Raw genomic sequence first — 22,517 nt, forward strand, 5'->3', positions numbered from 1 at the left:
CGGAGTCGACCCTCGGCCCACTTGCGCAGCGATGTTTCCTGGTCTACTCCCGCGGTCAGGCGTTGTCAACGGTTCGGGTGGGGGGTCGGAGATCGCCGGTACGGTGCGTGTCGGGATAGCCGATTAGGTGCGCGGTAGTGGCACACTGTTTAGGCGTGAAGCCGTTTGCTAAGCGTAGGCCCGGCCGTCCGTCTGGAGTCAAATCAGACGAGACGCGCCAACGCATTGTGCGTGCCGCACGTCAGGTATTTAGCCAACTCGGTTACGAAGGGGCGACATTCCAGGCGATCGCCAACCGCGCCGATCTGACCCGGCCGGCGATAAATCACTATTTTGCCAATAAATCGGCGCTGTATCAGGAGGTGGTGGACCGAACCAACGAGCTCGTCATCGGGGCGGGCATCGAACGGGCACTTGCTGCGACGACTCTGGCGTCGAGGATCGCCGCGCTGATCGCCGTCGCACACGAGGTGAATTCCCAGCATCCGTCGACGGCTGCATTCATGGCCACGGACGTGATGGAATCACAGCGGAATACGGAAGTGAGCTCGGCCGGCAATGACACCGTTGACAGTGTCCGGGCATTTCTGACCTGGGCCGTCAATGACGCTATCGAGCGGGGCGAACTCGCCGCAGATCTCGATGCCGCCGCGTTGGTCGAGGAAGTGATGGTCGTGGCGTGCGGCGTGGTGTTCTACGCCGGATTTATCGGGAGCGACGAACAGATCGATTCCGTCGCTGAATCGGTGCGCGATCTGCTAACCCATGAGTTCTTGAGGCTGTCGCCACCCTAGTGGTGAACGCGCCGACGCAACCGGCGAAGCTCGTCAGGCGGTGCCCGATCCCTGCGCAAATCGTCGCAGCCAGCCGAACCAGGCGCCCATGCCGGCGCCGGTGCGGGCGCTGACCGGCAGGATCGTCGCCGTGGCGTTGACCTCGCGGACATGGGTGATGTATGAGTCCACGTCGGCGTCGAGGTGCGGCACCAGGTCGATCTTGTTGAGCAGCACGATGTCGACCGCTCGGAACATGACCGGATACTTCAGCGGTTTGTCCTCACCTTCGGTGATTGAGTAGACCATGGCTTTGGCATGCTCGCCGACGTCGAACTCGGCAGGGCAGACGAGGTTGCCGACGTTTTCGATGATGACCAGGTCCAGGCGGGGCAGGTCCAGTCCTGGTAGCGCGCGGTGGACCATGGGCGCATCGAGGTGGCATTCGCCGCCAAACCCGTTGCTGGTGTTGAGCAGCGACACCTGGGCGCCGCGACCGTTGAGCTTGGCGGCGTCGAGATCGGTCGCGATGTCGCCTTCGATCACTCCGATCGCGAACTCGCCGGCGAGTTCGTCGAGTGTTCTTTGCAGAATGGTGGTCTTTCCCGACCCCGGTGAGCTCATCAAATTGAGTGCACGGATCCCGTTGCTGGCGAACGTCGTTCTATTGTCCTCTGCCAGGGAGTCGTTCTCAGCGAAGATGGCTTCCAGGACATCGATACGTTGCGAGCTCGTCTGGTAGTGCCGGTGATCCCCATGGTCGGGGTTGGGATCATGATGCCGGTGGGTGTGCTCATGCTCAGTTCCATCGTCGTGTCGATGAAATCTACCCATGCTGGCAACCGTTCATGTTCGACACTTTCTCTGAGACATCCATCGAAGCCACCAAGAACTCGTTGCCGCGGAGCACCTCGACATCGGGACTGTCGCATACCGGGCACCAGATCGACCAGGCCGATGTGATCTCCGACTGCCGGCCGCACGCCCGGCATCGCACCTCGGCGCCAACGCACTCGAGTTCCAGCTCGGCGTCGGGCATGTCCTCCGATTCCCGCACCAGGGTCCAGCAGAACAGCAGCGATTCGGGAACGACCTGTCGCAGTGCGCCTACCCGGACTCGGACCACGTCGACATGGCGGCCGTCGGCGTGCTTCTTGACCACACTGACGATCGCTGCGCACAGGGACAGCTCATGCACGGGCAGTCACCGCCGGCTGTCCGAAACCCTGACGGTTTGCCAGGCTCATGAGCACTGTTCTACACCGTCGACCGTGCGCGCGGCTACGGTTCGGCTGGTCGCTGCGGTCAGGTCGCGCTTTCGGGCGCCGGCGCCCACCTCTCTTCGATGCGCCCGTACCGCCAGATCAGCAGGGCAAGCACCCACGTGAGCACGAACATCCCTACGACGATGAAGCCGACGACGTTGAGGTTGAGGCCGCCCAGCCAGTCCCAGAACGTGCCCCGCCAGCCCAGTTGGTCGGCGAAGAGGCCGAGCAGTTCGACGCTGCCGATCAGCAGGGCCACCGCCACCGATAGCGCGGTGACAACGATGTTGTAGTAGATCTTGCGCACCGGTTGGGAAAAAGCCCAGCCGTAGGCGAAGTTCATGAAGGAGCCGTCGATGGTGTCCAACAGGCACATGCCGGCGGCGAACAAGACCGGCAGGCACAGGATTGCGTACCACGGCAGGCCGGCGGCCGCGCTGGTCCCTGCCAGCACGAGCAGCGCGATCTCGGTGGCGGTGTCGAACCCGAGGCCGAACAACACTCCGACTGGGTAGATATGCCACGACTTGGTGATCGATTTCATGAAGCGGCCGAAGAACCGGTTGACCAATCCGCGGTTGTCCAAGTGGTGTTCGAGCGCGGTCTCGTCGAAATCGCCGCGGCGCAGTTGCGCGAACACACGCACGATACCGACCAGGACGATGACGTTGAGGATGGCGATCAAGTACAGGAAAATCCCAGAGATGCCGGTGCCGATCAATCCGGTGTAGTGATGCAGCGCGGAGGAGTCGTCCTCAACCGGTCCGGCGATGGCCCGAAGCCCGGTCGCCAGCAATACCGCCAGTGCAAAGACGACCGTCGAGTGACCCAGCGAAAAGAAGAATCCGACGGCAAGGGGTCGCTGCCCGTCACTCATCAGCTTGCGGGTGGTGTTGTCGATCGCGGCGATGTGGTCGGCGTCAAACGCATGCCGCAGGCCGAGCGTGTAGGCCGTCACCCCGACACCGATACCGAATGCTTTGCTGCCCAGATGGAGTCGCGCCGGTTCGACCAGGAGTATCAAGGTGAGCCAGCCAACGAGATGCAGCCCGACGATCACTGCGAGCATCGCGGCCAGACGCCGCCATTCCGCCGGCGTCAGCCCGGGGGCCGAACGTGTGGACCCGGACCAGGCTGGCCTGACCCTGCGGGGCTCGCAGTGCCAGGACACGTCAGCGCAGGCCCAGTAGCGCGTTCTCGACGACCTCGGGTAACGACGGATGGATCCAGTACTGGCCGCGGGCCATCTCGGAAGCGGTCAGCCCGAAGCTCATCGCTTGGATCAACGGTTGGATGATCGACGACGCCTGGTAACCCATGATGTGCGCACCAAGCAAGCGTCCGGAACCGCGTTCGGCAATAAGCTTGACGAATCCGGTGGTGTCCTCCAAAGCCCAGCCATATCCGACGTCGCCGTAGCTCTGTATCGCGACCGAGATGTCGAGTCCTTGTGCAACACATTCATTTTCGGTGAGTCCGACAGCAGCGAGCGGGGGATCGGTGAATACCGCCGCTGGCACGTACCGGTGGTCGGTGACGGCCATTGACTCCACGTCGTCCCAGTCGCACAGCAGATTGTGCTGCACGACCCGGGCTTCATGGTTGGCGACGTGCTTGAGCTGGTAGGGCGACGAAACGTCGCCGAGCGCGAAAACCCCGCGTGCGGAAGTTCGTTGATACTCGTCGACCACCACCCGGCCGTCCGCAACATCGATTCCGGCCTGCTCGGCGTCCAGCAGGTCGGCGTTGGGCACCCGACCGGTCGCCACGAGTAGCAGGTCGGCGTCGATCGAGCTGCCGTCGTCGAGTTGCAGCGTCACGCCGGAACCGCGGTTTTCTCCGCCGACCACGTTGCGCTGGGTGCGTAGTTCCCATTTCGCTGAAGCGATGCGGGTGAACCGTTCACAGACGGTGTCGTCACAATGCCTCAGCATGCAGCTGCCCCGAATAACCAGGGTGACCCGAGCCCCAAGCGCAGAGAACACATGAGCGAATTCGGCTGCTACAAAACCACTTCCAACGATCACCACGTGCTCGGGCAATTCGGAGATCCGCATGACCGTGTCGCTGGTATGAAATGTGATGCCGGACTCTTCGATCGCCGGCGGAATCAGCGGCCGCGCCCCGGCGGCGACCACCACCTGGTCGGCGGTGAACTCCTCGCCTGCGTCGGTCTGCAGCAGGTAGCGCCCGTCAGCCTGAACCGGTCCGAACCGGGTATGCGTGCGATACACGTCGATGTTGGGCGCCGAGCGCCGATAGTCCTCGCCGCCGTGTGCGATTGGATCGATGCGCCCGAAGATTCGCGAGACGATGTCATCCCATCGCACCCGATCGATGTGGGCGTCGACGCCGTAGCGCGCCGCGTCCCTGATGGTGTTGGCCACCTCGGCGGCGTAGACGAACATCTTCGTCGGCAGGCATCCGACGTTGAGGCACGTCCCGCCGAAGGTGTCTTCCTCGCAGATCGCGGCCCGCTTGCCGGCATAGCGTTCATCCAGAATGCTATTGCCCGAGCCGGTTCCGATGATCGCAATGTCGTAGGTTTCCATTGTGGTTGGGCCGTTTACCTTTCCCGTGACCATGCCGAGGCGTCGGTGTCGTTTGTGCGCAGATAGTCATCCAGCCAAAGATCGAGTTGGCGATAGGCTATCTGGCGCGGCTCCGGCAGCGATAGAAACACGTCGTGTTTGGCGTCCACCACCGGAACGATGGCGGTGCGGTTGCCGATGCAGCCGGCCCAGCGAGCGATCTGGGTGACGTCGAGAACCGCGTCGCCGCGTTGCAGGTCCGCCAGGTCGGCGGTTTCGGGCACGGTGTGATCGGAACGCAGGATCAGGTTGGGCACGCCGACATCGAGCCCGCGATGCAAGCGTGCCTGGCCGCGCCGCGCCGCGTGCAGCCAGCCAAAGGTGATCGGAAAGCCGCCCACCGGCTTCCATTGCAAGTCATAGTCGAATTCTCCCTCGTAGTCCCGATGGAGTGTGAGGCCGTAGCCCCCGTCTTTGGGCGCGCGGGCTACCCGTTTGGGGCTTAAGCGTGACATGGCAGCAAATAGTGCCGAGGCCGCCTGCATTCGCAGAATGGCCGGTCCTTGCAAGTCGAGGAACGGGCTGTTGAGAACCAGGCCGTGGACACCCGCGGCTACGGTGACGCCCCGTTTGCGTAACCGGTCGAGCCACAGCGACACGATGAGCCCGCCGGCGGAATGGCCGTACACCAGGACCTTGGGGGGCTGGGCCGCTCCGCCAACGATCGACAGGGCCTGGTCGAGTTCCTCGTCATAGTGGACCAGGTCGGTGATGAAGTGCGGTGTCTGACCGGAGCGCCGCGAGCGGCCGCACTTGCGCAGGTCCAGAGCGTAGAACGCGAAGCCGCGGTCGGCGAAGTGATCCGCGAGTTCAGTGTGGAAGAAGTAGTCGGTGTAGCCGTGTACCGCCAGAACTGCGTGCGCCGCGGGCGCCGCATCCCCGCGCCGTACCAGGGTCGCGGCGACCTGGCCCTCGCCGTCACGATCGGGCCCGAGCCCGATCGTGGTCTGCCAATAGCCCGGCAGGACATCGGGTGCCCAGCCGCCGACCCCGCCCGTCACGGGCTCAGCTTAGAGCCTGTCCGGATCGGGCGGTGCCCGCACCGCGGCCGGAAGCTCCTATGTCGCTGCTGAGGTCCGAGCGGCCGGGATAACCTGGGACGGCACAAGCCGAGGGAAGGACCCACGATCCGGTGTCAGACCTAGCCACGACCGCGAGGGTCGACGTGGTGCTCGTCGGTGCCGGCATTATGAGCGCCACGCTGGGCGCGTTGTTGCGCCGGTTGGAGCCGGATTGGTCGATCACGCTGGTCGAACGGCTCGATGCCGTCGCCGCGGAAAGCAGCGGCCCGTGGAATAACGCCGGCACCGGTCACTCCGCGCTCTGCGAGATGAACTACACCCCTCAGCGACCGGACGGCTCGATCGACATCACCAAAGCCGTACGCATCAACGAGGAATTCCAGATCACCCGCCAGTTCTGGGCATACGCAGCCCAGCACGGCATCGTGTCCGACGTACGCCGCTTCCTGAACCCGCTCCCGCACGTGAGTTTCGTCCGGGGCGGCGCGCACGTCGACTACCTGCGGCGCCGCCACCAGGCTTTGGCAGGCAACCCGCTGTTCGCCCGCACCGAGTTGATCGAAGACCGAGACGAGTTCGCCCGCCGACTGCCGCTCATGGCCGCCAAGCGCGACTTCTCCGAACCGGTTGCGCTCAACTGGGCGCCGGAGGGCACGGATGTCGACTTCGGTGAGCTGGCAAAGCAACTAATCGGATATTGCGTACGCAACGGCACCACCACACTGTTCGGGCACCAGGTCCGCACTCTGGCCCGCCAGGCCGACGGCAGCTGGACGTTGGGGATCCACAATCGCCGCACCGGCAGGAAGCGCAAGCTCAACGCGCGATTCGTCTTTGTCGGGGCCGGTGGCGACGCACTGCCGCTGCTGCAACAGTCGGGCATCGGAGAGGTCAAAGGCTTCGCCGGCTTCCCGATCGGGGGCCGATTCCTGCGCGCAGACAACCCCGCGCTCACCGCCATGCACCGGGCCAAGGTATACGGCGTGCCATCGCCGGGAGCCCCACCGCTCGGCGCGCTGCACCTGGATTTGCGATTCGTCAATGGCAAGTCGTGGCTGGTGTTCGGACCGTATGCGGGCTGGTCGCCGAAGTTCTTGAAACACGGTCACTTCACCGATCTGCCGCGGTCCATTAGGTTGAACAATCTGCTATCGATGATTGGCGTGGGTCTGACCCAGCTGACATTGCTGAACTATCTCATCGCTCAGCTGCGGCTCTCTGGACCCGATCGAATCGCGGCACTGCGCGAATTCACCCCCGGCGCCGTGGATTCGGACTGGGAGCTGACGGCGGCCGGCCAGCGGGTGCAGGCGATCCGTCGCGATAAGCGCAGGGGTGGTGTCCTTGAGTTCAGCACCACAGTGGTCTCCGCGACGGACGGCACCATCGCCGGTGTGCTCGGCGGTTCCCCGGGCGCCTCGACGGCGGTGCCGATTGTCCTCGACGTGCTTCAGCGCTGCTTCGCCAAGCGCTACCCTGGTTGGCTGCCTATTCTCAAAGAGATGATTCCGTCCCTGGGGGCCAAGCTATCCCGTGAGCCTGCGCTGTTCGACGAGGTATGGTCCTGGGGCACCGAGGCGCTGCAGCTCGAGGTCGCCGCATGACCGAAGCGTTGCGCCGCGTCTGGGCTAAAGACCTTGACGCCCAGACCCTTTACGAGCTGCTCAAGTTGCGGGTGGAGGTGTTCGTTGTCGAACAGGCTTGCCCGTATCCGGAGCTGGACGGGCGTGACCTGCTCGCCGATACTCGGCACTTCTGGCTCGAAACGGCCGACGGGGAGGTCATCTGCACGCTGCGGCTGATGGAGGAGCACGCCGGAGGCGAGAAGGTTTTCCGGTTGGGCCGCTTGTGCACCAAACGCAGTAGGCGCGGCCAAGGTCACTCCACCCGGCTGCTGCGGGCTGCGCTGGCAGAAGTGGGCGACTACCCGTGCCGGATCGACGCGCAGACCTATCTCGCTGACATGTACGGTCAGCACGGGTTTATGCGTGCCGGTGACGATTTCGTCGATGACGGTATTCCCCACCTGCCGATGCTGCGGCCGGGCTCCGGTCAGGAGGCACAGCGGTGAAGCCATACCCCTTCAGTGGGATTGTCGGTCACGATCAGCTGCGACTCGCGTTGTTGTTGTGTGCGATACGCCCAGAAATCGGTGGGGCGCTCGTCCGGGGGGAGAAGGGCACCGCCAAATCGACCGCTGTGCGTGGGCTGGCCGCGCTGCTGTCCGCCGCGACCGGAGCTGACTCCGCAGACGGCGCCGGGTTGGTTGAGCTACCGCTGGGGGCCACCGAGGACCGCGTGGTCGGCTCACTTGATCTGCAGCGGGTGCTGCGCGACGGTGAGCACGCCTTTTCACCAGGCTTGCTGGCCCGCGCTGACGGCGGAGTCCTCTATGTCGACGAGGTCAACCTGCTGCACGATCATCTGGTCGACATACTGCTCGACGCGGCCGCTATGGGACGAGTGCACATCGAACGCGACAGCATCTCCCACTCGTATCAAGCTCGATTCGTGCTGATCGGCACGATGAATCCGGAAGAGGGTGAACTCCGCCCCCAGCTGCTGGACCGGTTCGGTCTCGCCGTCGACGTGGCGGCGTCGCGTGACGTCGACACGCGAATGCAAGTAATCCAGCAGCGGATGGCCTACGAAGCCGACCCGGATGGGTTCGCCCAGCGCTACGCGGACGCCGACGCGGAACTGGCTCGCCGGATTGCGGCGGCACGTGACATTGTCGACGATGTGGTTTTGCCGGACAACGAGTTACGGCGCATCGCCGCACTGTGTGCGGCATTCGATGTGGACGGCATGCGGGCCGATCTGGTGGTAGCCCGCACCGCGGTAGCCCACGCCGCCTGGCGTGGCGCGCACACCGTCGAGGAGCAAGATATCCGGGTGGCGGCTGAATTGGCACTGCCGCATCGACGGCGCCGCGACCCCTTCGATGATCACGGCCTCGACCGTGACCAGCTGGACGCGGCGTTGTCGCAAGCCGGCGCCGAGCCACCCGACGATCCTGATCCGGACCCCGAACCTCCTGGAGGTGGGCAGTCGGTCGACACGAATTCATCTCCGGAACAGAAGAATTCAACCGCGAAGTCCCCACAGCCGCTGAACCCGATGGGCGACGACCCGCAGCGCCCGGCTTCGCCGCCCTCGCGATCGTCGCCGAACCCTAGCGCGCCGCCGTCGAAGATATTCCGTACCCGCGCGCTGACCGTTCCTGGGGTTGGCGAGGGCGCACCGGGGCGACGGTCGCGGGCGCGCAATGCCACGGGCAGCGTTGTGGCGGCCGCCGATGCGAGCGACACCGGGTCCGGCGCGCATGGATTGCATCTGTTCGCCACCTTGCTCGCTGCCGCTGAGCATGCGCCTGGGGCCGGGCCGTTGCGGCTGGGGCCGGACCACGTGCGCCGTGCGGTTCGCCAGGGGCGTGAGGGCAATCTGGTGATTTTCGTCGTCGATGCGTCGGGGTCGATGGCGGCCCGCGACCGGATGGCTGCGGTCAGCGGCGCCACCTTGTCGCTGTTGCGCGATGCCTACCAGCGGCGTGACAAGGTCGCGGTGATCACCTTCCGCGAGCAGCAGGCGGCGCTACTGCTTCCGCCGACCTCGTCGGCGTACATTGCGGGCCGCCGGCTGGCTCGTTTCGACACTGGCGGCAAGACGCCGCTGGCCGAAGGCCTGCTGGCCGCGCGTGAGCTGATCGTCCGGGAGAAGGTGCGCGATCGCGCCCGACGTCCCCTGGTGGTGGTGCTGACCGACGGCCGGGCCACCGCCGGACCTGACCCGTTGGGCCGCAGTCGAATTGCGGCTGCCCGGCTGGTCGCCGAGGGTGCGGCCGCGGTGGTCGTGGACTGTGAGACGTCGTATGTGCGGCTGGGTTTGGCCGCGCGGCTGGCCGGTCAGCTCGGCGCGCCGATAGTTCGGCTCGAGCATTTGCACGCGGATCACTTGACGGAGGCGGTGCGCGGCGCGGCGTGAGCCGGCGGACCAGAACAGCAACTAGATCGGAATGGGTGCCGTCCAATGCCACAGGGCAATCCGCTCGAAGTCCCCGATGATGGCCTCACCACGCGGACTCGGCGCAATACGCCGGTCCTGGCGGTGCACACGGGCGAGGGTAAAGGAAAATCAACCGCCGCGTTCGGAATGGCGCTGCGGGCGTGGAACACCGGCCTGGACGTGGGCGTCTTTCAGTTCGTCAAGAGCGCCAAGTGGCGGGTGGGTGAAGAGGCGGTTTTTCGTCAACTGGGCCGATTGCACGAGGAGCACGGGGCCGGCGGAGCCGTGGAATGGCACAAGATGGGTGCTGGTTGGTCGTGGACGCGGACGTCGCAAAAACCCGATGCCGATGTCGAACACGCGGCAGCGGCCGCGGATGGCTGGGCAGAGATTGCCCGACGGCTAGCCGAGCAACGCCACGACTTCTATGTGCTTGACGAATTCACCTACCCGATGAAGTGGGGCTGGGTCGACGTCGACGACGTGGTCGAGGTTCTGCTGACTCGGCCCGGCCACCAACATGTCGTGATCACTGGCCGCGATGCCCCGCAACGATTGGTCGAGGCAGCCGACCTTGTCACCGAGATGACCAAGATCAAGCATCCGATGGATGCCGGCCGCAAGGGGCAGAAGGGTATCGAATGGTGAGGCCGTGACCGGGGTACCCGCGGTGGTCGTAGCTGCCCCCACCTCGGGCAGCGGCAAGACCACAATCGCAACCGGTCTGATTGGGGCGCTACGTCAGGCTGGTCATACGGTCGCACCGTTCAAAGTGGGCCCGGATTTCATCGACCCGGGCTACCACACTCTGGCGGCGGGGCGTGACGGCCGTAACCTCGATCCGGTCTTGGTGGGGGAAGCCCTGATCGGCCCGCTCTACGCGCACGGTGCCCGCGGCGCCGACATCGCGGTGATCGAAGGCGTCATGGGTCTGTTCGACGGGCGCATCGAGCCTGCCGCACGCGCTGTGGCAGCGGGCTCCACCGCCCATGTCGCTTCCCTGCTGGATGTGCCGGTGATCCTGGTGGTCGACGCCCGCGGTCAGAGTCACAGCATCGCGGCACTGCTGCACGGCTTTTCCACGTTTGACACCGCAACCCGCGTCGCCGGTGTCATCCTCAACCGGGTCGGATCGGCGCGGCATGAGCAGGTGCTGCGGCAAGCGTGCGAGCAAGCCGGCGTCCCGGTGTTCGGTGCGATTCCGCGCGCTGCCGAATTGGATCTACCGACGAGGTATCTGGGTCTTGTCACCGCCGTCGAGTACGGCCGTCGCGCGCGGCTGGCGGTCGAGGCAATGACTGCGCTGGTGGCTCGCCACGCAGACCTGGGTGCGGTGTACTCGGCCGCCCGAGGCTGCGTCGCCGACACGGCGTGGGACCCGGTGACCGCGGTGGGGGAGAGCCGCTGCATGACTAGCCCCGTCGTCGCCCTGGCGACCGGCAAGGCATTCAGCTTCGGCTACGCCGAACATGTCGAGCTGCTTCGGGCCGCGGGTGCGCACGTAGCCGAGTTCGACCCGCTGTGTGAAACGTTGCCGGCCGGCACCGATGCCGTGGTGCTTCCCGGCGGATTCCCCGAGCAATTCGCTGCGGAGCTGTCCGGCAACGATGGCGTTCGTCGACAGATCAACGAACTCGCCGCGGCCGGTGCGCCCGTGCATGCCGAATGCGCAGGCCTCATCTACCTCATGTCTGAACTCGACGAATTGCCGATGTGTGGCGTGCTGGCCGGGACAGCTCGGTTCACCGAACATCTCACGCTGGGATATCGCGAGGCCGTCGCCGTCGCCGATTCATCGTTGTATTCGGTCGGACAGCGGGTCGTTGGACACGAATTCCACCGAACCGCTGTCACTTTCACCGATAGCTACCCGCCGGCATGGGTGCACCGTGGCCACGGCGAGGCGGCTGTCCACGACGGCGCGGTGCACGGCGGCGTGCATGCCTCCTACCTCCACACGCATCCGGCCGCGACGCCGGCCGCGGTGGTGCGTTTCGTCGCAAACGCCGCCGTGCACACCCACAACACTGGCCACTAGGCTTGGCCGGTGGACGAGAACCCTTATCTGGTCGGGTTGCGGCTCACCGGCAAAAAGGTCGTCGTCATCGGCGGGGGCACGGTCGCGCAGCGTCGGCTGCCCCTACTCGTCGCCAGCGGGGCAGATGTGCATGTGATCGCCCGCACCACGACCCGCGCCGTCGAGGCGATGGACCGGATCTCCTTGTCCCTGCGCGAATACCGCGACGGCGACCTCGATGGGGCTTGGTATGCGATCGCGGCCACCGATGACCCGCAGGTGAACGCCGCCATCGTCGCGGAGGCCGATCGCCGCCGAGTATTTTGCGTGCGTGCTGACATCGCTCTGAAAGGGTCGGCGGTCACCCCGGCCTCGTTCAGCTACGCCGGCCTGTCGGTAGGGGTGCTGGCAGGTGGCGAGCACCGCCGTTCCGCGGCGATCCGGTCGGCCATCCGTGAGGCTTTGCAGCAGGGCCTCATCACCGGCGAGAACGCCGAAAGCTCCGACGTCGTACGCGGTGGGGTCGCGCTGGTCGGCGGCGGCCCCGGCGATCCTGAACTGATCACCGTCCGCGGTCGCCGCCTGCTCGCGCAGGCCGATGTCGTGGTCGCCGACCGGCTCGCACCGTCGGAACTGCTCGCCGAGCTGCCGCCGCACGTGGAAGTCATCGATGCCGCCAAGATTCCCTACGGCCGGGCCATGGCCCAAGACGCGATCAACGCCGTAATGATCGAACGGGCTCGATCCGACAGCTTTGTCGTCCGCCTCAAAGGAGGCGATCCGTTTGTGTTCGCCCGGGGCTATGAGGAGGTCTTGGCATGCGCCGACGCCGGAATTCCGGTGACCGTAGTGCCAGGTGTGACCAGTGCCATAGCTGTGCCCGCGATGGCAGGCGTTCCGGTCACCCACCGGGCGATGAATCACGAGTTTGTGGTGGTCAGCGGCCATATCGCGCCCGGGCACCCCGAATCGTTAGTGAATTGGGACGCATTAGCAGCAATGGCGGGCACGATCATTTTGCTGATGGCGGTTGAGCGCATCGAACTTTTTGTCGAAGCTCTACTATCAGGCGGCCGACCTGCGGATACGCCGGTGCTGGTGGTTCAGCACGGAACTACCGCCGCGCAACAGACTTTGCGGGCGACCCTTGCTGACACGCCGGAAAAGGTCCGTTCCGAGGGGATCCGACCTCCCGCGATCGTCGTCATAGGGCCTGTGGTCGGGCTGCGCGACGTTCGGGGTTTAAACAATTCTTAAGATTACTGTAAGGTAACCCGCTATGACTGCTCTCAAGGACACAGAGCGGACGGTCACCAGCTGGACACCTGGACCCCCGGAAGCTGCAGCGTCCACGCGCCCGCCGCGTGCGGCGGAGACCGCCTCAGAGCGTTTAAGCAGGTATTACCCGACGTGGTTGCCCTCTCGTCGGTTTATCGCCGCGGTTATCGCGATCGGCGGTATGCAGCTGCTGGCGACCATGGACAGCACGGTCGCTATCGTCGCGCTTCCTAAGATTCAGAACGAGCTGAGCCTGACCGATGCCGGCCGCAGCTGGGTGATCATGGCCTACGTGCTGACGTTCGGCGGGCTGATGCTGCTCGGCGGGCGCCTCGGCGACACCATCGGACGCAAGCGCACCTTTATTGTCGGCGTCGCGCTGTTCACCATCTCATCAGTGCTGTGCGCAGTCGCCTGGGACGAGGCGACGTTGGTCGTCGCCCGGCTGTCGCAGGGTGTGGGGTCGGCCATCGCATCCCCGACCGGTCTAGCACTGGTGGCGACGACGTTCCCGAAGGGGCCGGCCCGTAACGCCGCAACGGCGGTATTCGCGGCGATGACCGCTATCGGTTCGGTGATGGGCCTGGTGGTCGGCGGCGCGCTGACCGAAGTGTCGTGGCGGCTGGCGTTCATGGTGAACGTACCGATCGGCCTGCTGATGATCTACCTGGCCCGCACGGCGCTGTCCGAAACCAACCGCGAGCGGATGAAGCTTGACGCGGCCGGCGCGATGCTGGCCACGCTGGCGTGCACCGCCGCAGTCTTCGCCTTCTCGATGGGCCCGGAAAAGGGCTGGATGTCCATCATCACCCTCGGTTCTGGCGCGGTGGCCATGGCGGCCGCGCTGGCGTTCATCGTGGTGGAACGCAGGGCGGAAAACCCGGTCGTGCCGTTTGAGTTGTTCCGCGACCGCAACCGGCTGGTCACGTTTAGCGCGATCCTGCTCGCCGGCGGCGTGATGTTCAGCCTGACGGTCTGCATCGGCCTGTATGTGCAGGACATTCTCGGCTACAGCGCGCTGCGCGCGGGCATCGGTTTCATCCCGTTCGTCATCGCGATGGGAATCGGCCTGGGCGTCTCTTCGCAGCTGGTGTCACGGTTTTCGCCTCGCGTGTTGACGATCGGCGGCGGATGGCTGCTGCTGATCGCCATGCTGTACGGCTCGATGTTCATGCACCGTGGCGTGTCCTACTTCCCCAACCTGGTCATGCCGATCGTTGTCGGCGGCATTGGTATTGGGATGGTCGTGGTCCCGCTGACGCTATCGGCGATCGCCGGCGTCGGTTTCGACCAGATCGGACCGGTATCGGCGATCGCGCTGATGCTGCAGAGCCTGGGCGGACCACTCGTACTGGCCGTCATCCAGGCCGTGATCACGTCCCGCACGCTGTACCTCGGCGGTAGCACCGGTCCGGTGAAGTTCATGAACGATGTGCAGTTGAGTGCGCTTGACCACGGCTACACCTACGGTCTGCTGTGGGTCGCGGGGGCGGCAGTCATCGTCGGCATCATGGCGCTGTTCATCGGGTACACCCCCGCGCAGGTTGCCCACGCGCAAGAGGTCAAAGAAGCGATCGACGCCGGAGAGTTGTAGATCGCCCGCGTGACGCTCGCTACGGCACACTGATCGACTCCGATTAGGCTTGCGCGCTGTGATCACCCGGATGTCCGAGCTGTTCCTGCGTACGCTGCGGGACGATCCCGCCGAAGCCGAAGTGGCCAGCCACAAACTGCTGATCCGTGCCGGATACGTGCGTCCCGTGGCACCTGGGCTCTATACCTGGTTGCCGCTGGGGCTCCGCGTGCTCCGAAGAATCGAAGGTGTCATCCGCCAGGAGATGAACGCGATCGGTGGCCAGGAGATTCTTTTCCCCGCACTGTTGCCCCGTGGACCCTACGAGACGACCAACCGGTGGACCGAATATGGCGACGGCGTGTTTCGGTTGCGCGATCGCCGTGAGAACGACTACCTACTGGGTCCGACGCACGAAGAGCTGTTCACGCTCACCGTGAAGGGCGAGTACAGCTCCTACAAAGACTTCCCGCTCACGCTGTACCAAATCCAGACCAAGTATCGTGACGAGGCTCGACCACGTGCCGGCATCCTGCGAGCCAGGGAGTTCGTCATGAAGGACTCCTACTCCTTCGACATCGACAGCGCCGGACTGAAGGCGGCGTACCACGCACACCGCGAGGCCTACCAGCGCATCTTCGATCGGCTGGACGTGCGCTACACCATCGTTTCGGCAGTGTCCGGCGCGATGGGCGGCAGCGCCTCCGAAGAGTTCTTGGCCGAGAGCCCGATCGGGGAGGACACGTTCGTCCGGTGCCTGGAGTCGGGCTACGCGGCCAACGTCGAGGCAGTGGTGACCGCCCGGCCAGAGACGTTGCCCATCGATGGGCTGCCCGAGGCGGTGGTTCACGACACTGGCGATACCCCCACCATCGCTAGCCTGGTGGCCTGGGCAAACGGCGCCGGGTTGGGGCGTACGGTGAGCGCTTCAGACACCCTGAAGAATGTGCTGGTCAAAACCCGTCAGCCCGGCGGGGATTGGGAACTGCTGGCGATCGGGGTGCCCGGCGACCGGGAGGTTGACGAGAAGCGGTTGGGCGCTGCGCTGGAACCAGCGGAGTGCGCATTGCTCGATGACGACGATTTTGCCAAACACCCGTTTCTGGTGAAGGGATATGTCGGACCGAAGGCGTTGCGGGACAACAATGTTCGATATCTAGTCGACCCGCGAATCGTCGACGGTAGCAGCTGGATCACCGGTGCGGACGAGCCCGGCCGGCACGTGGTCGGCCTAGTGGCCGGGCGCGACTTCACCGCCGACGGCCTCATCGAGGCGGCCGAGGTGCGGGCGGGCGACCCCTCTCCGGACGGCGCCGGACCGCTGGTGATGGCACGGGGTATCGAGATCGGGCACATTTTCCAGCTGGGACGCAAGTACACCGATGCTTTCGCCGCCGACGTGCTGGGTGAGAACGGCAAGCCCGTGCGGCTGACCATGGGCTCCTACGGCGTTGGGGTTTCGCGGCTGGTCGGCGTCCTCGCCGAGCAGCACCATGACGAGCTGGGCCTGCGCTGGCCAGCAGCGGTGGCGCCGTTCGATGTTCACGTGGTGATCGCCAACAAGGACGCCCAGGCGCGTGCTGGAGCCGCTGCGCTGGCCGAAGAGTTGGATCGGTTGGGCGTTGAGACGCTGCTCGATGACCGCCAAGCCTCACCCGGCGTCAAGTTCAAAGACGCGGAGCTGCTCGGTGTGCCCTCGATCATTGTGGTAGGCCGCGGCTGGGCCGACGGCGTGGTGGAGCTGCGCGACCGGTTCAGCGGTCAGACGCGCGAGCTGGCCGTCGGCGCCGCCCTGGCGGGTGACATCGCGGCGGCCGTCACCGGATAGCTACTCGTTACCGCCCGGGAAAGCGGCCGTGATGGGCCAGGCGCCGAGCACCTTATTCCACCGTGCCGCCATGACCGCGCTTTCGGTTAGTGCGGTAGCGGCGAATGCTCGATCATCGGCCGTGTCAGCGTGCTCGACGACGGCTCGCCAGGCCGTCGCGCCGTCGCTCTCCATCCGCACGGCCAGCCGTGCCGCATCGTGCGCGCTGCCGATCTGCATAGGCAGCTGGTAGCCGGCGGCAGCGACCGGTGGGGTGACGTTGCGAGCGGTAAGCATCGCGATGACATCGTCTCGCCGCTGGCGATGCTGGTCCAAAGCTTCGACGACCAGGGAGTTGACGCTCAACGGCGAGAGCGCCGAGACGAAGCCGTAGCCGTAGATGGTCGCGTGTTCGACGGCCAGCGCCTCGCACAGCGACGCGTTGTAGTCGTCGGCGTCGGTCGGGGATCGCTTGGGTGAGGCAACCGGAGTGGGTTCCGATGAGGTCATATGGACGGACCCCCAGGGACCAGGGCAACCAGGTAAGAGGAAGTGCACGACGCGGCGATAGAGGCGAGCAGTCCCGCGCGATAGCCCGATGACGTGGTCACCAGGCGACTCGCGTCCTCGGCTGACTTGCGCAGCGAATCGATGACATCGGATACCGGTGGTGGTGGCGGCGGGGGCGGGGCCGGCTCGGTCGAGCTGGGACTGGAGCTACTCGTTTCGCTCGTTCGACTCGTCTCTGACACGAGCTTGCCCGCAGCGCGGGCGATCTCGGTGGCCAGCGCTCGGGCATGTGAGGTGCGCTGGGAGGCGACGACGCCCAGCGCGGCAGCGGTCTGCGGCGCCATGCCGATGGCTGCGGCCGCGGCGGTGGCCAACGCGCTATCGTGGCGAGCCTGTTCCAGCGGTGACAGCAACTCTTCGACCTCGGGCTGCTCGGGTGCAGAGCCGCCGCAGGCGGACACGACCACTCCGAGGGCCGCGAGAGCGGCACCGCCAACGAGCACACTGCGTCTGCTCGCGGTCTTGCTCGCGAGACTGTTCGCGGGCCTCTCGGTGGTGGGTACAGCTCTGGGCACAGCAACATCCTGCCATTGGAACCAAGCCAGGCACGATCAGGGAGGACCACGGTCAGCGACCATGGGGGCGGGACCCTTGACGACGCGATCACCTGGTCAATCCCGATTACTGGCGTATGGTTGGTAGCTGGCAAGGCAGGTGGGCTGCGATGTCCGCCGGATGACCGGACAACTCAAGATGAGGAGCTCGCCGTGACCACCGGGCTACCTTCGCAAACGCAGGTGATCGAGCTGCTCGGTGACGAGTTCGCGCGCACCGGCTACGAGGTCGAAGACGTGGTCATCGATACCCGCGCACGTCCGCCGCAGATCAGGGTGATTGTCGACGGCGACACCGCCCTCGACCTGGATACGATAGCCGCGCTGTCGCGTCGGGCCTCGGCGTTGTTGGACGACCTGGACAACACGCATCCCACTTCCGGTCGATATGTCCTCGAGGTTAGTTCACGGGGTGTGGACCGCCCGTTGACTAGCGAAAAGCACTTCCGCCGGGCGCGGGGCCGCAAGGTGGAAGTGGAGCTGTCCGACGGATCGCAGTTGACCGGCCGCGTCGGCGAGGTACGCGCCGACGCGGTGGCGCTCGTTTTACGGCATGACGGAGAGTGGGCAGTACGCCAGATTCCCCTCGTTGAGATTGTGAAAGCTGTTGTCCAAGTTGAGTTTACGCCACCATCCCAAGCGGAGTTGGAATTCGCCGGCTTGGCCGAGGTGGCTCGGACCCAGGGGACGGAGGCCGGAGCATGAACATCGACATGGCCGCACTGCATGCAATCGAGGTGGACCGGGGCATCTCGGTCAATGAATTGCTCGAGACAATCAAATCGGCGTTGCTCACCGCCTACCGGCACACTCAGGGCCATCAGCACGACGCGCGTATCGAGATCGACCGCAAGACCGGTGTCGTTCGGGTGATCGCCCGCGAAGTCGACGACGACGGCAATCTGATCAGCGAATGGGACGACACTCCGGAGGGCTTTGGCCGTATCGCCGCGACGACCGCACGCCAGGTCATGCTTCAGCGATTCCGCGACGCCGAGAATGAGCGCACCTATGGCGAGTTCTCGACCCGGGAGGGTGAGATCGTCGCGGGAGTGATCCAGCGCGACAGCCGGGCCAATGCTCGCGGTTTGGTCGTTGTCCGAATAGGCACCGAGACCAACGCCTCCGAAGGTGTGATCCCGGCCGCTGAACAGGTCCCCGGTGAGAGCTACGAGCACGGCAATCGGCTGCGCTGCTATGTGGTCGGAGTGAGCCGAGGCGCCCGGGAGCCGCTGATCACCCTGTCCCGCACCCACCCCAACCTGGTACGCAAGTTGTTCTCTCTCGAGGTTCCGGAGATTGCGGACGGATCGGTGGAGATCGTGGCGGTGGCCCGAGAGGCCGGCCATCGCTCCAAGATTGCGGTGGCGTCGCGCGTGGGGGGCCTCAACGCCAAGGGCGCCTGCATCGGCCCCATGGGACAGCGAGTACGGAATGTCATGAGCGAGCTGTCCGGGGAGAAGATCGACATCATTGACCATGACGAAGACCCGGCCCGCTTCGTCGCCAACGCGTTGTCGCCCGCCAAGGTGGTGTCGGTGTCGGTAGTCGACCCGAACGCTCGGGCCGCGCGAGTCGTCGTGCCCGATTTCCAGTTGTCACTGGCCATCGGCAAGGAGGGCCAGAACGCGAGGTTGGCCGCCCGGCTCACCGGGTGGCGTATCGACATCCGCGGCGATTCCCCGTCACATCCGCCGGGTCAGCCGGAATCCGGCGTTAGCCGCGGGATGGCGCACGAGCGCTAGCCACTTCGGTATCCCCGGGTGGTTCTGACCACGAGTTCGGTGACGCTAGACTGAGCCGTGATCCAGCGCGAGCCTTCGGCCTCGGCGCACCGACGCCCGGACAATCCTCGTGGACCGGTGCGGACGTGTGTCGGATGTCGGAAGCGAGAGCTGGCCGTCGAACTGCTTCGAGTGGTGGCTACGTCGACCGGGAACGGCAATCATGCCGTAATCGTTGATACGGCCGGAAACCTGCGGGGGCGAGGTGCTTGGCTGCACCCCGCGCCGGGGTGCCTACAACAAGCGATTCGACGGCGGGCTTTCACCAAAGCGCTGCGGATCACCGGTTCGCCGGATACATCCGCGGTGGTCGAGCACATTGCTTGTCCAGAGGTACTCGACCCGCCGAGCAACAGAACAGGTAGCAACGAACATGAGCACAACGTGAAGTCCCGATGACCATGCGTCATAGCTAAAACCCGAGGCGCGGCCCACAACTGTCGCCTCATGGACAGGAGATGTAGTGGCAGGTAAGGCCCGCGTACACGAGTTAGCTAAGGAACTCGGTGTTACCAGCAAGGAAGTCCTCGCCCGGCTGAATGAACAGGGCGAATTCGTCAAATCGGCATCGTCGACGGTAGAGGCACCGGTTGCCCGCCGGCTGCGCCAGTCGTTCGGTGGCGCCAAACCGGCCCCCGACAAGGCCGCCGAGAAGGGCGGCGGTAAATCCGCTGCCAAGGCACCCGAGAATGCAGTTGCCAAGGGCGCCGACAGGTCGCTGGACACGGCGATTGACGCCGCAGTTGGCAACGGTAAGGCGGCTGGCGCGCCTGTTGCTGCCGCCGACTCCGGTGGGGTGGCAACCGCGGATACCCAAGCGTCTCCGACTGCCGCGGCCCCCGCGCCTCCCGCGGCACCGACACCTGGACAGCCCGCGAGCCGACCGGGCCCGACACCCGGACCACCCTCGGGCAGCCGGACGCCGCACCCGGGTATGGCTCCCGGAGCCCGTCCGGGTCCGGTGCCCAAGCCGGGTGGCCGGGCCCCGCGTGTCGGCAACAATCCGTTCTCGTCGGCCCAACCCGTAGACCGGCCGATCCCGCGTCCCTCGGCTCCTCGCCCTGGAGCGGCCAGGCCGGGGACGCCGCGCCCGGGCGCCTCGCCCGGGAGCATGCCGCCACGGCCCGGCGGATCTAGCGGCGGACCTCGCCCACCACGCACGGGCTCCCCGCGTCCAGGGGGCCGGCCCGGCGGGTCCGGCGGCGGTCGCTCCGATGGCGGTGGCGGCAACTACCGCGGCGGCGGCGGCGTAGGCGCCGCGCCCGGAGCGGGTTTCCGTGGTCGCCCCGGTGGCGGCGGCGGAGGCCGTCCCGGGCAGCGCGGTGGGGCCGCTGGTGCGTTTGGCCGTCCCGGCGGTGCGCCTCGGCGTGGCCGCAAGTCCAAGCGGCAGAAGCGTCAGGAATATGACTCGATGCAGGCCCCGGTGGTCGGCGGTGTGCGGTTGCCGCACGGCAACGGCGAGACCATCAGGTTGGCGCGCGGGGCTTCATTGTCCGACTTCGCCGAGAAAATCGACGCCAACCCGGCCGCGCTAGTTCAGGCGCTGTTCAATCTGGGCGAGATGGTGACCGCCACTCAGTCGGTCGGCGACGAAACGCTCGAGCTACTCGGCAGCGAGATGAACTACAACGTTCAGGTCGTTAGTCCCGAAGACGAAGACCGCGAACTGCTGGAGTCGTTTGATCTGACCTATGGCGAGGACGAGGGCGACGAGGGAGATCTGCAGAACCGTCCGCCGGTGGTCACCGTGATGGGCCACGTCGACCACGGCAAGACGCGGCTGTTGGACACCATCCGCAAGGCCAACGTCCGCGAGGCGGAGGCCGGCGGCATCACCCAGCACATCGGTGCCTATCAGGTGAGCGTCGATCACGATGGCGCCGAACGGTTGATTACCTTCATCGACACCCCTGGTCACGAAGCGTTCACCGCCATGCGTGCGCGCGGCGCCAAGGCCACCGATATCGCGATCTTGGTGGTCGCTGCCGACGATGGAGTGATGCCGCAGACCGTGGAGGCCATCAACCACGCGCAAGCCGCTGAGGTGCCGATCGTGGTGGCGGTCAACAAGATCGACAAAGAAGGCGCTGACCCGGCCAAGATTCGTGGGCAGCTCACCGAATACGGCCTGGTGGCCGAGGATTTCGGTGGCGAAACGATGTTCGTCGACATCTCGGCAAAGGTGGGCACCAACATCGAGGCGTTGTTGGAGGCGGTGCTGCTGACGGCCGATGCTGCCCTGGACCTGCGGGCAAACCCCGAAATGGAGGCTCAGGGGGTGGCCATCGAGGCGCACCTGGACCGTGGGCGCGGACCGGTCGCCACCGTGCTGGTGCAGCGCGGCACCATGCGCGTGGGCGACTCGGTGGTTGCCGGCGACGCGTACGGCCGGGTTCGCCGGATGGTCGACGAACACGGCGAAGACATCGGCGCGGCGCTGCCGTCGCGTCCGGTCCAGGTCATCGGCTTCACCTCGGTGCCGGGTGCCGGCGACAACTTCCTGGTTGTCGACGAGGACCGCATTGCCCGCCAAATCGCCGACCGGCGCAGCGCTCGTAAGCGCAACGCCCTGGCGGCGCGGTCTCGCAAACGGATCAGCCTGGAAGATCTGGACTCGGCGTTGCGGGAAACCAGCCAACTCAACCTGATCCTCAAGGGCGACAACGCCGGGACCGTCGAGGCGCTGGAAGAGGCCGTGATGGGTATTCAGGTCGACGACGAAGTGGTGCTGCGCGTGATCGACCGTGGTGTCGGTGGGATTACCGAAACCAACGTCAACCTGGCATCGGCTTCGGACGCCGTGATCATTGGCTTCAACGTGCGTGGCGAAGGCAAGGCGACGGAGTTGGCCAGTCGCGAAGGCGTGGACATCCGCTACTACTCGGTTATCTACCAGGCCATCGACGAGATCGAGAAGGCGCTGCGCGGCTTGCTCAAGCCCGTCTACGAAGAAGTCCAGTTGGGCCGTGCCGAGATCCGGGCACTGTTCCGTTCCTCGCGGGTCGGTCTTATCGCCGGCTGCCTGATCACATCGGGTGTGGTGCGCCGCAACGCCAAGGCCCGGCTGCTGCGAGACAACATCGTGATCACCGACAACCTTTCGATTCAGTCGCTACGTCGAGAAAAAGACGACGTCACCGAGGTTCGCGAGGGCTTCGAATGCGGTCTGACGCTGGGCTACTCCGACATCAAAGAGGGTGACATTGTCGAGTCCTACGAGCTGGTCCAGAAGGAACGCGGCTGACCACCGCCGACGATGCAGAGCGCAGCGATGAGAA

Annotated in this window: 20 protein-coding genes; 13 read left to right on the forward strand and 7 right to left on the reverse strand. The window is 65.5% G+C overall.

Features of this window, described 5'->3' with window-relative positions:
* Nucleotides 1–155 precede the first annotated feature (155 nt).
* The gene (locus F6B93_RS07570) at nt 156–794 is read left to right on the forward strand and encodes a TetR/AcrR family transcriptional regulator (RefSeq protein ID WP_211698540.1); all 639 of its coding nucleotides are present in this window, start codon (nt 156–158) and stop codon (nt 792–794) included.
* Between the two features lie 33 nt (nt 795–827).
* Here the strand turns inward: F6B93_RS07570 and hypB are convergent, their stop codons facing one another.
* The 5 genes from hypB to F6B93_RS07595 form a co-directional block, all read right to left on the reverse strand.
* Nucleotides 828–1,607, reverse strand: a complete 780-nt coding sequence (gene hypB, locus F6B93_RS07575; RefSeq protein WP_211698541.1) for a hydrogenase nickel incorporation protein HypB — start codon at nt 1,605–1,607, stop codon at nt 828–830.
* Complete coding sequence (locus F6B93_RS07580) at nt 1,600–1,971, reverse strand: hydrogenase maturation nickel metallochaperone HypA (RefSeq protein WP_211698542.1); 372 nt, start codon at nt 1,969–1,971, stop codon at nt 1,600–1,602. The genes hypB and F6B93_RS07580 overlap by 8 nt, the downstream gene beginning before the upstream one ends.
* Nucleotides 1,972–2,078: 107 nt before the next feature.
* Nucleotides 2,079–3,140 carry a Nickel transporter NicT gene (gene nicT, locus F6B93_RS07585; RefSeq protein WP_246541106.1) on the reverse strand — a complete coding sequence of 354 codons (1,062 nt, stop codon included), beginning with the start codon at nt 3,138–3,140 and terminating at the stop codon, nt 2,079–2,081.
* A gap of 70 nt (nt 3,141–3,210) precedes the next feature.
* Nucleotides 3,211–4,590, reverse strand: coding sequence for a mycothione reductase (mtr, locus tag F6B93_RS07590; RefSeq protein ID WP_211698544.1), 1,380 nt, complete (start codon nt 4,588–4,590; stop codon nt 3,211–3,213).
* Nucleotides 4,591–4,604: 14 nt separating this feature from the next.
* Nucleotides 4,605–5,630 carry an alpha/beta hydrolase gene (locus F6B93_RS07595; RefSeq protein WP_211698545.1) on the reverse strand — a complete coding sequence of 342 codons (1,026 nt, stop codon included), beginning with the start codon at nt 5,628–5,630 and terminating at the stop codon, nt 4,605–4,607.
* Between the two features lie 131 nt (nt 5,631–5,761).
* On the opposite strand from F6B93_RS07595, the gene mqo reads away from it, so the two are divergent.
* From mqo to F6B93_RS07635, 8 genes are read left to right on the forward strand one after another with little or no spacing between them, the layout of a single operon-like run.
* A complete protein-coding gene (gene mqo, locus F6B93_RS07600) occupies nt 5,762–7,255 on the forward strand; it encodes a malate dehydrogenase (quinone) (protein ID WP_211698546.1) in 1,494 nt (497 codons plus the stop codon).
* Nucleotides 7,252–7,722, forward strand: a complete 471-nt coding sequence (locus F6B93_RS07605) for a GNAT family N-acetyltransferase (RefSeq protein ID WP_211698547.1) — start codon at nt 7,252–7,254, stop codon at nt 7,720–7,722. The genes mqo and F6B93_RS07605 overlap by 4 nt, the downstream gene beginning before the upstream one ends.
* Nucleotides 7,719–9,635 carry a magnesium chelatase subunit D family protein gene (locus F6B93_RS07610; protein ID WP_211698548.1) on the forward strand — a complete coding sequence of 639 codons (1,917 nt, stop codon included), beginning with the start codon at nt 7,719–7,721 and terminating at the stop codon, nt 9,633–9,635. The genes F6B93_RS07605 and F6B93_RS07610 overlap by 4 nt, the downstream gene beginning before the upstream one ends.
* 45 nt (nt 9,636–9,680) lie before the next feature.
* A complete protein-coding gene (gene cobO, locus F6B93_RS07615) occupies nt 9,681–10,304 on the forward strand; it encodes a cob(I)yrinic acid a,c-diamide adenosyltransferase (protein WP_211698549.1) in 624 nt (207 codons plus the stop codon).
* 4 nt (nt 10,305–10,308) lie between these two features.
* Entirely contained in the window at nt 10,309–11,694 is a 1,386-nt protein-coding gene (locus tag F6B93_RS07620) for a cobyrinic acid a,c-diamide synthase CobB (RefSeq protein ID WP_246541035.1), read from the forward strand.
* A gap of 9 nt (nt 11,695–11,703) precedes the next feature.
* Nucleotides 11,704–12,930 carry a uroporphyrinogen-III C-methyltransferase gene (gene cobA, locus F6B93_RS07625; protein WP_211698551.1) on the forward strand — a complete coding sequence of 409 codons (1,227 nt, stop codon included), beginning with the start codon at nt 11,704–11,706 and terminating at the stop codon, nt 12,928–12,930.
* A gap of 22 nt (nt 12,931–12,952) precedes the next feature.
* Nucleotides 12,953–14,545 (forward strand): MFS transporter, encoded by a 1,593-nt coding sequence (locus F6B93_RS07630; protein ID WP_211698552.1) that lies wholly within the window; start codon nt 12,953–12,955, stop codon nt 14,543–14,545.
* Nucleotides 14,546–14,603: 58 nt separating this feature from the next.
* A complete protein-coding gene (locus F6B93_RS07635) occupies nt 14,604–16,352 on the forward strand; it encodes a proline--tRNA ligase (RefSeq protein WP_211698553.1) in 1,749 nt (582 codons plus the stop codon).
* On the opposite strand, the gene F6B93_RS07640 is transcribed toward F6B93_RS07635, so the two are convergent.
* Nucleotides 16,353–16,841 (reverse strand): ferritin-like domain-containing protein, encoded by a 489-nt coding sequence (locus F6B93_RS07640; RefSeq protein WP_211698554.1) that lies wholly within the window; start codon nt 16,839–16,841, stop codon nt 16,353–16,355. It lies immediately after the preceding gene.
* Nucleotides 16,838–17,416, reverse strand: coding sequence for a hypothetical protein (locus F6B93_RS07645; RefSeq protein ID WP_211698555.1), 579 nt, complete (start codon nt 17,414–17,416; stop codon nt 16,838–16,840). The genes F6B93_RS07640 and F6B93_RS07645 overlap by 4 nt, the downstream gene beginning before the upstream one ends.
* 192 nt (nt 17,417–17,608) lie before the next feature.
* Here F6B93_RS07645 and rimP point away from each other — a divergent pair, with 192 nt between their 5' ends.
* The 4 genes from rimP (at nt 17,609) to infB (ending at nt 22,483) form a co-directional block, all read left to right on the forward strand.
* Nucleotides 17,609–18,160 carry a ribosome maturation factor RimP gene (gene rimP / locus F6B93_RS07650; protein WP_211698556.1) on the forward strand — a complete coding sequence of 184 codons (552 nt, stop codon included), beginning with the start codon at nt 17,609–17,611 and terminating at the stop codon, nt 18,158–18,160.
* Complete coding sequence (gene nusA, locus F6B93_RS07655) at nt 18,157–19,200, forward strand: transcription termination factor NusA (RefSeq protein ID WP_211698557.1); 1,044 nt, start codon at nt 18,157–18,159, stop codon at nt 19,198–19,200. The genes rimP and nusA overlap by 4 nt, the downstream gene beginning before the upstream one ends.
* A gap of 174 nt (nt 19,201–19,374) precedes the next feature.
* Nucleotides 19,375–19,638: a YlxR family protein gene (locus F6B93_RS07660; protein WP_343232725.1), complete on the forward strand. Its 264-nt coding sequence runs from the start codon at nt 19,375–19,377 to the stop codon at nt 19,636–19,638.
* 64 nt (nt 19,639–19,702) lie between these two features.
* Nucleotides 19,703–22,483, forward strand: a complete 2,781-nt coding sequence (gene infB, locus F6B93_RS07665) for a translation initiation factor IF-2 (protein WP_211698559.1) — start codon at nt 19,703–19,705, stop codon at nt 22,481–22,483.
* Nucleotides 22,484–22,517: the final 34 nt, after the last annotated feature.

Source organism: Mycobacterium spongiae (genome assembly GCF_018278905.1).
In the GTDB taxonomy this organism is placed as follows: Bacteria; Actinomycetota; Actinomycetes; order Mycobacteriales; family Mycobacteriaceae; genus Mycobacterium; species Mycobacterium spongiae.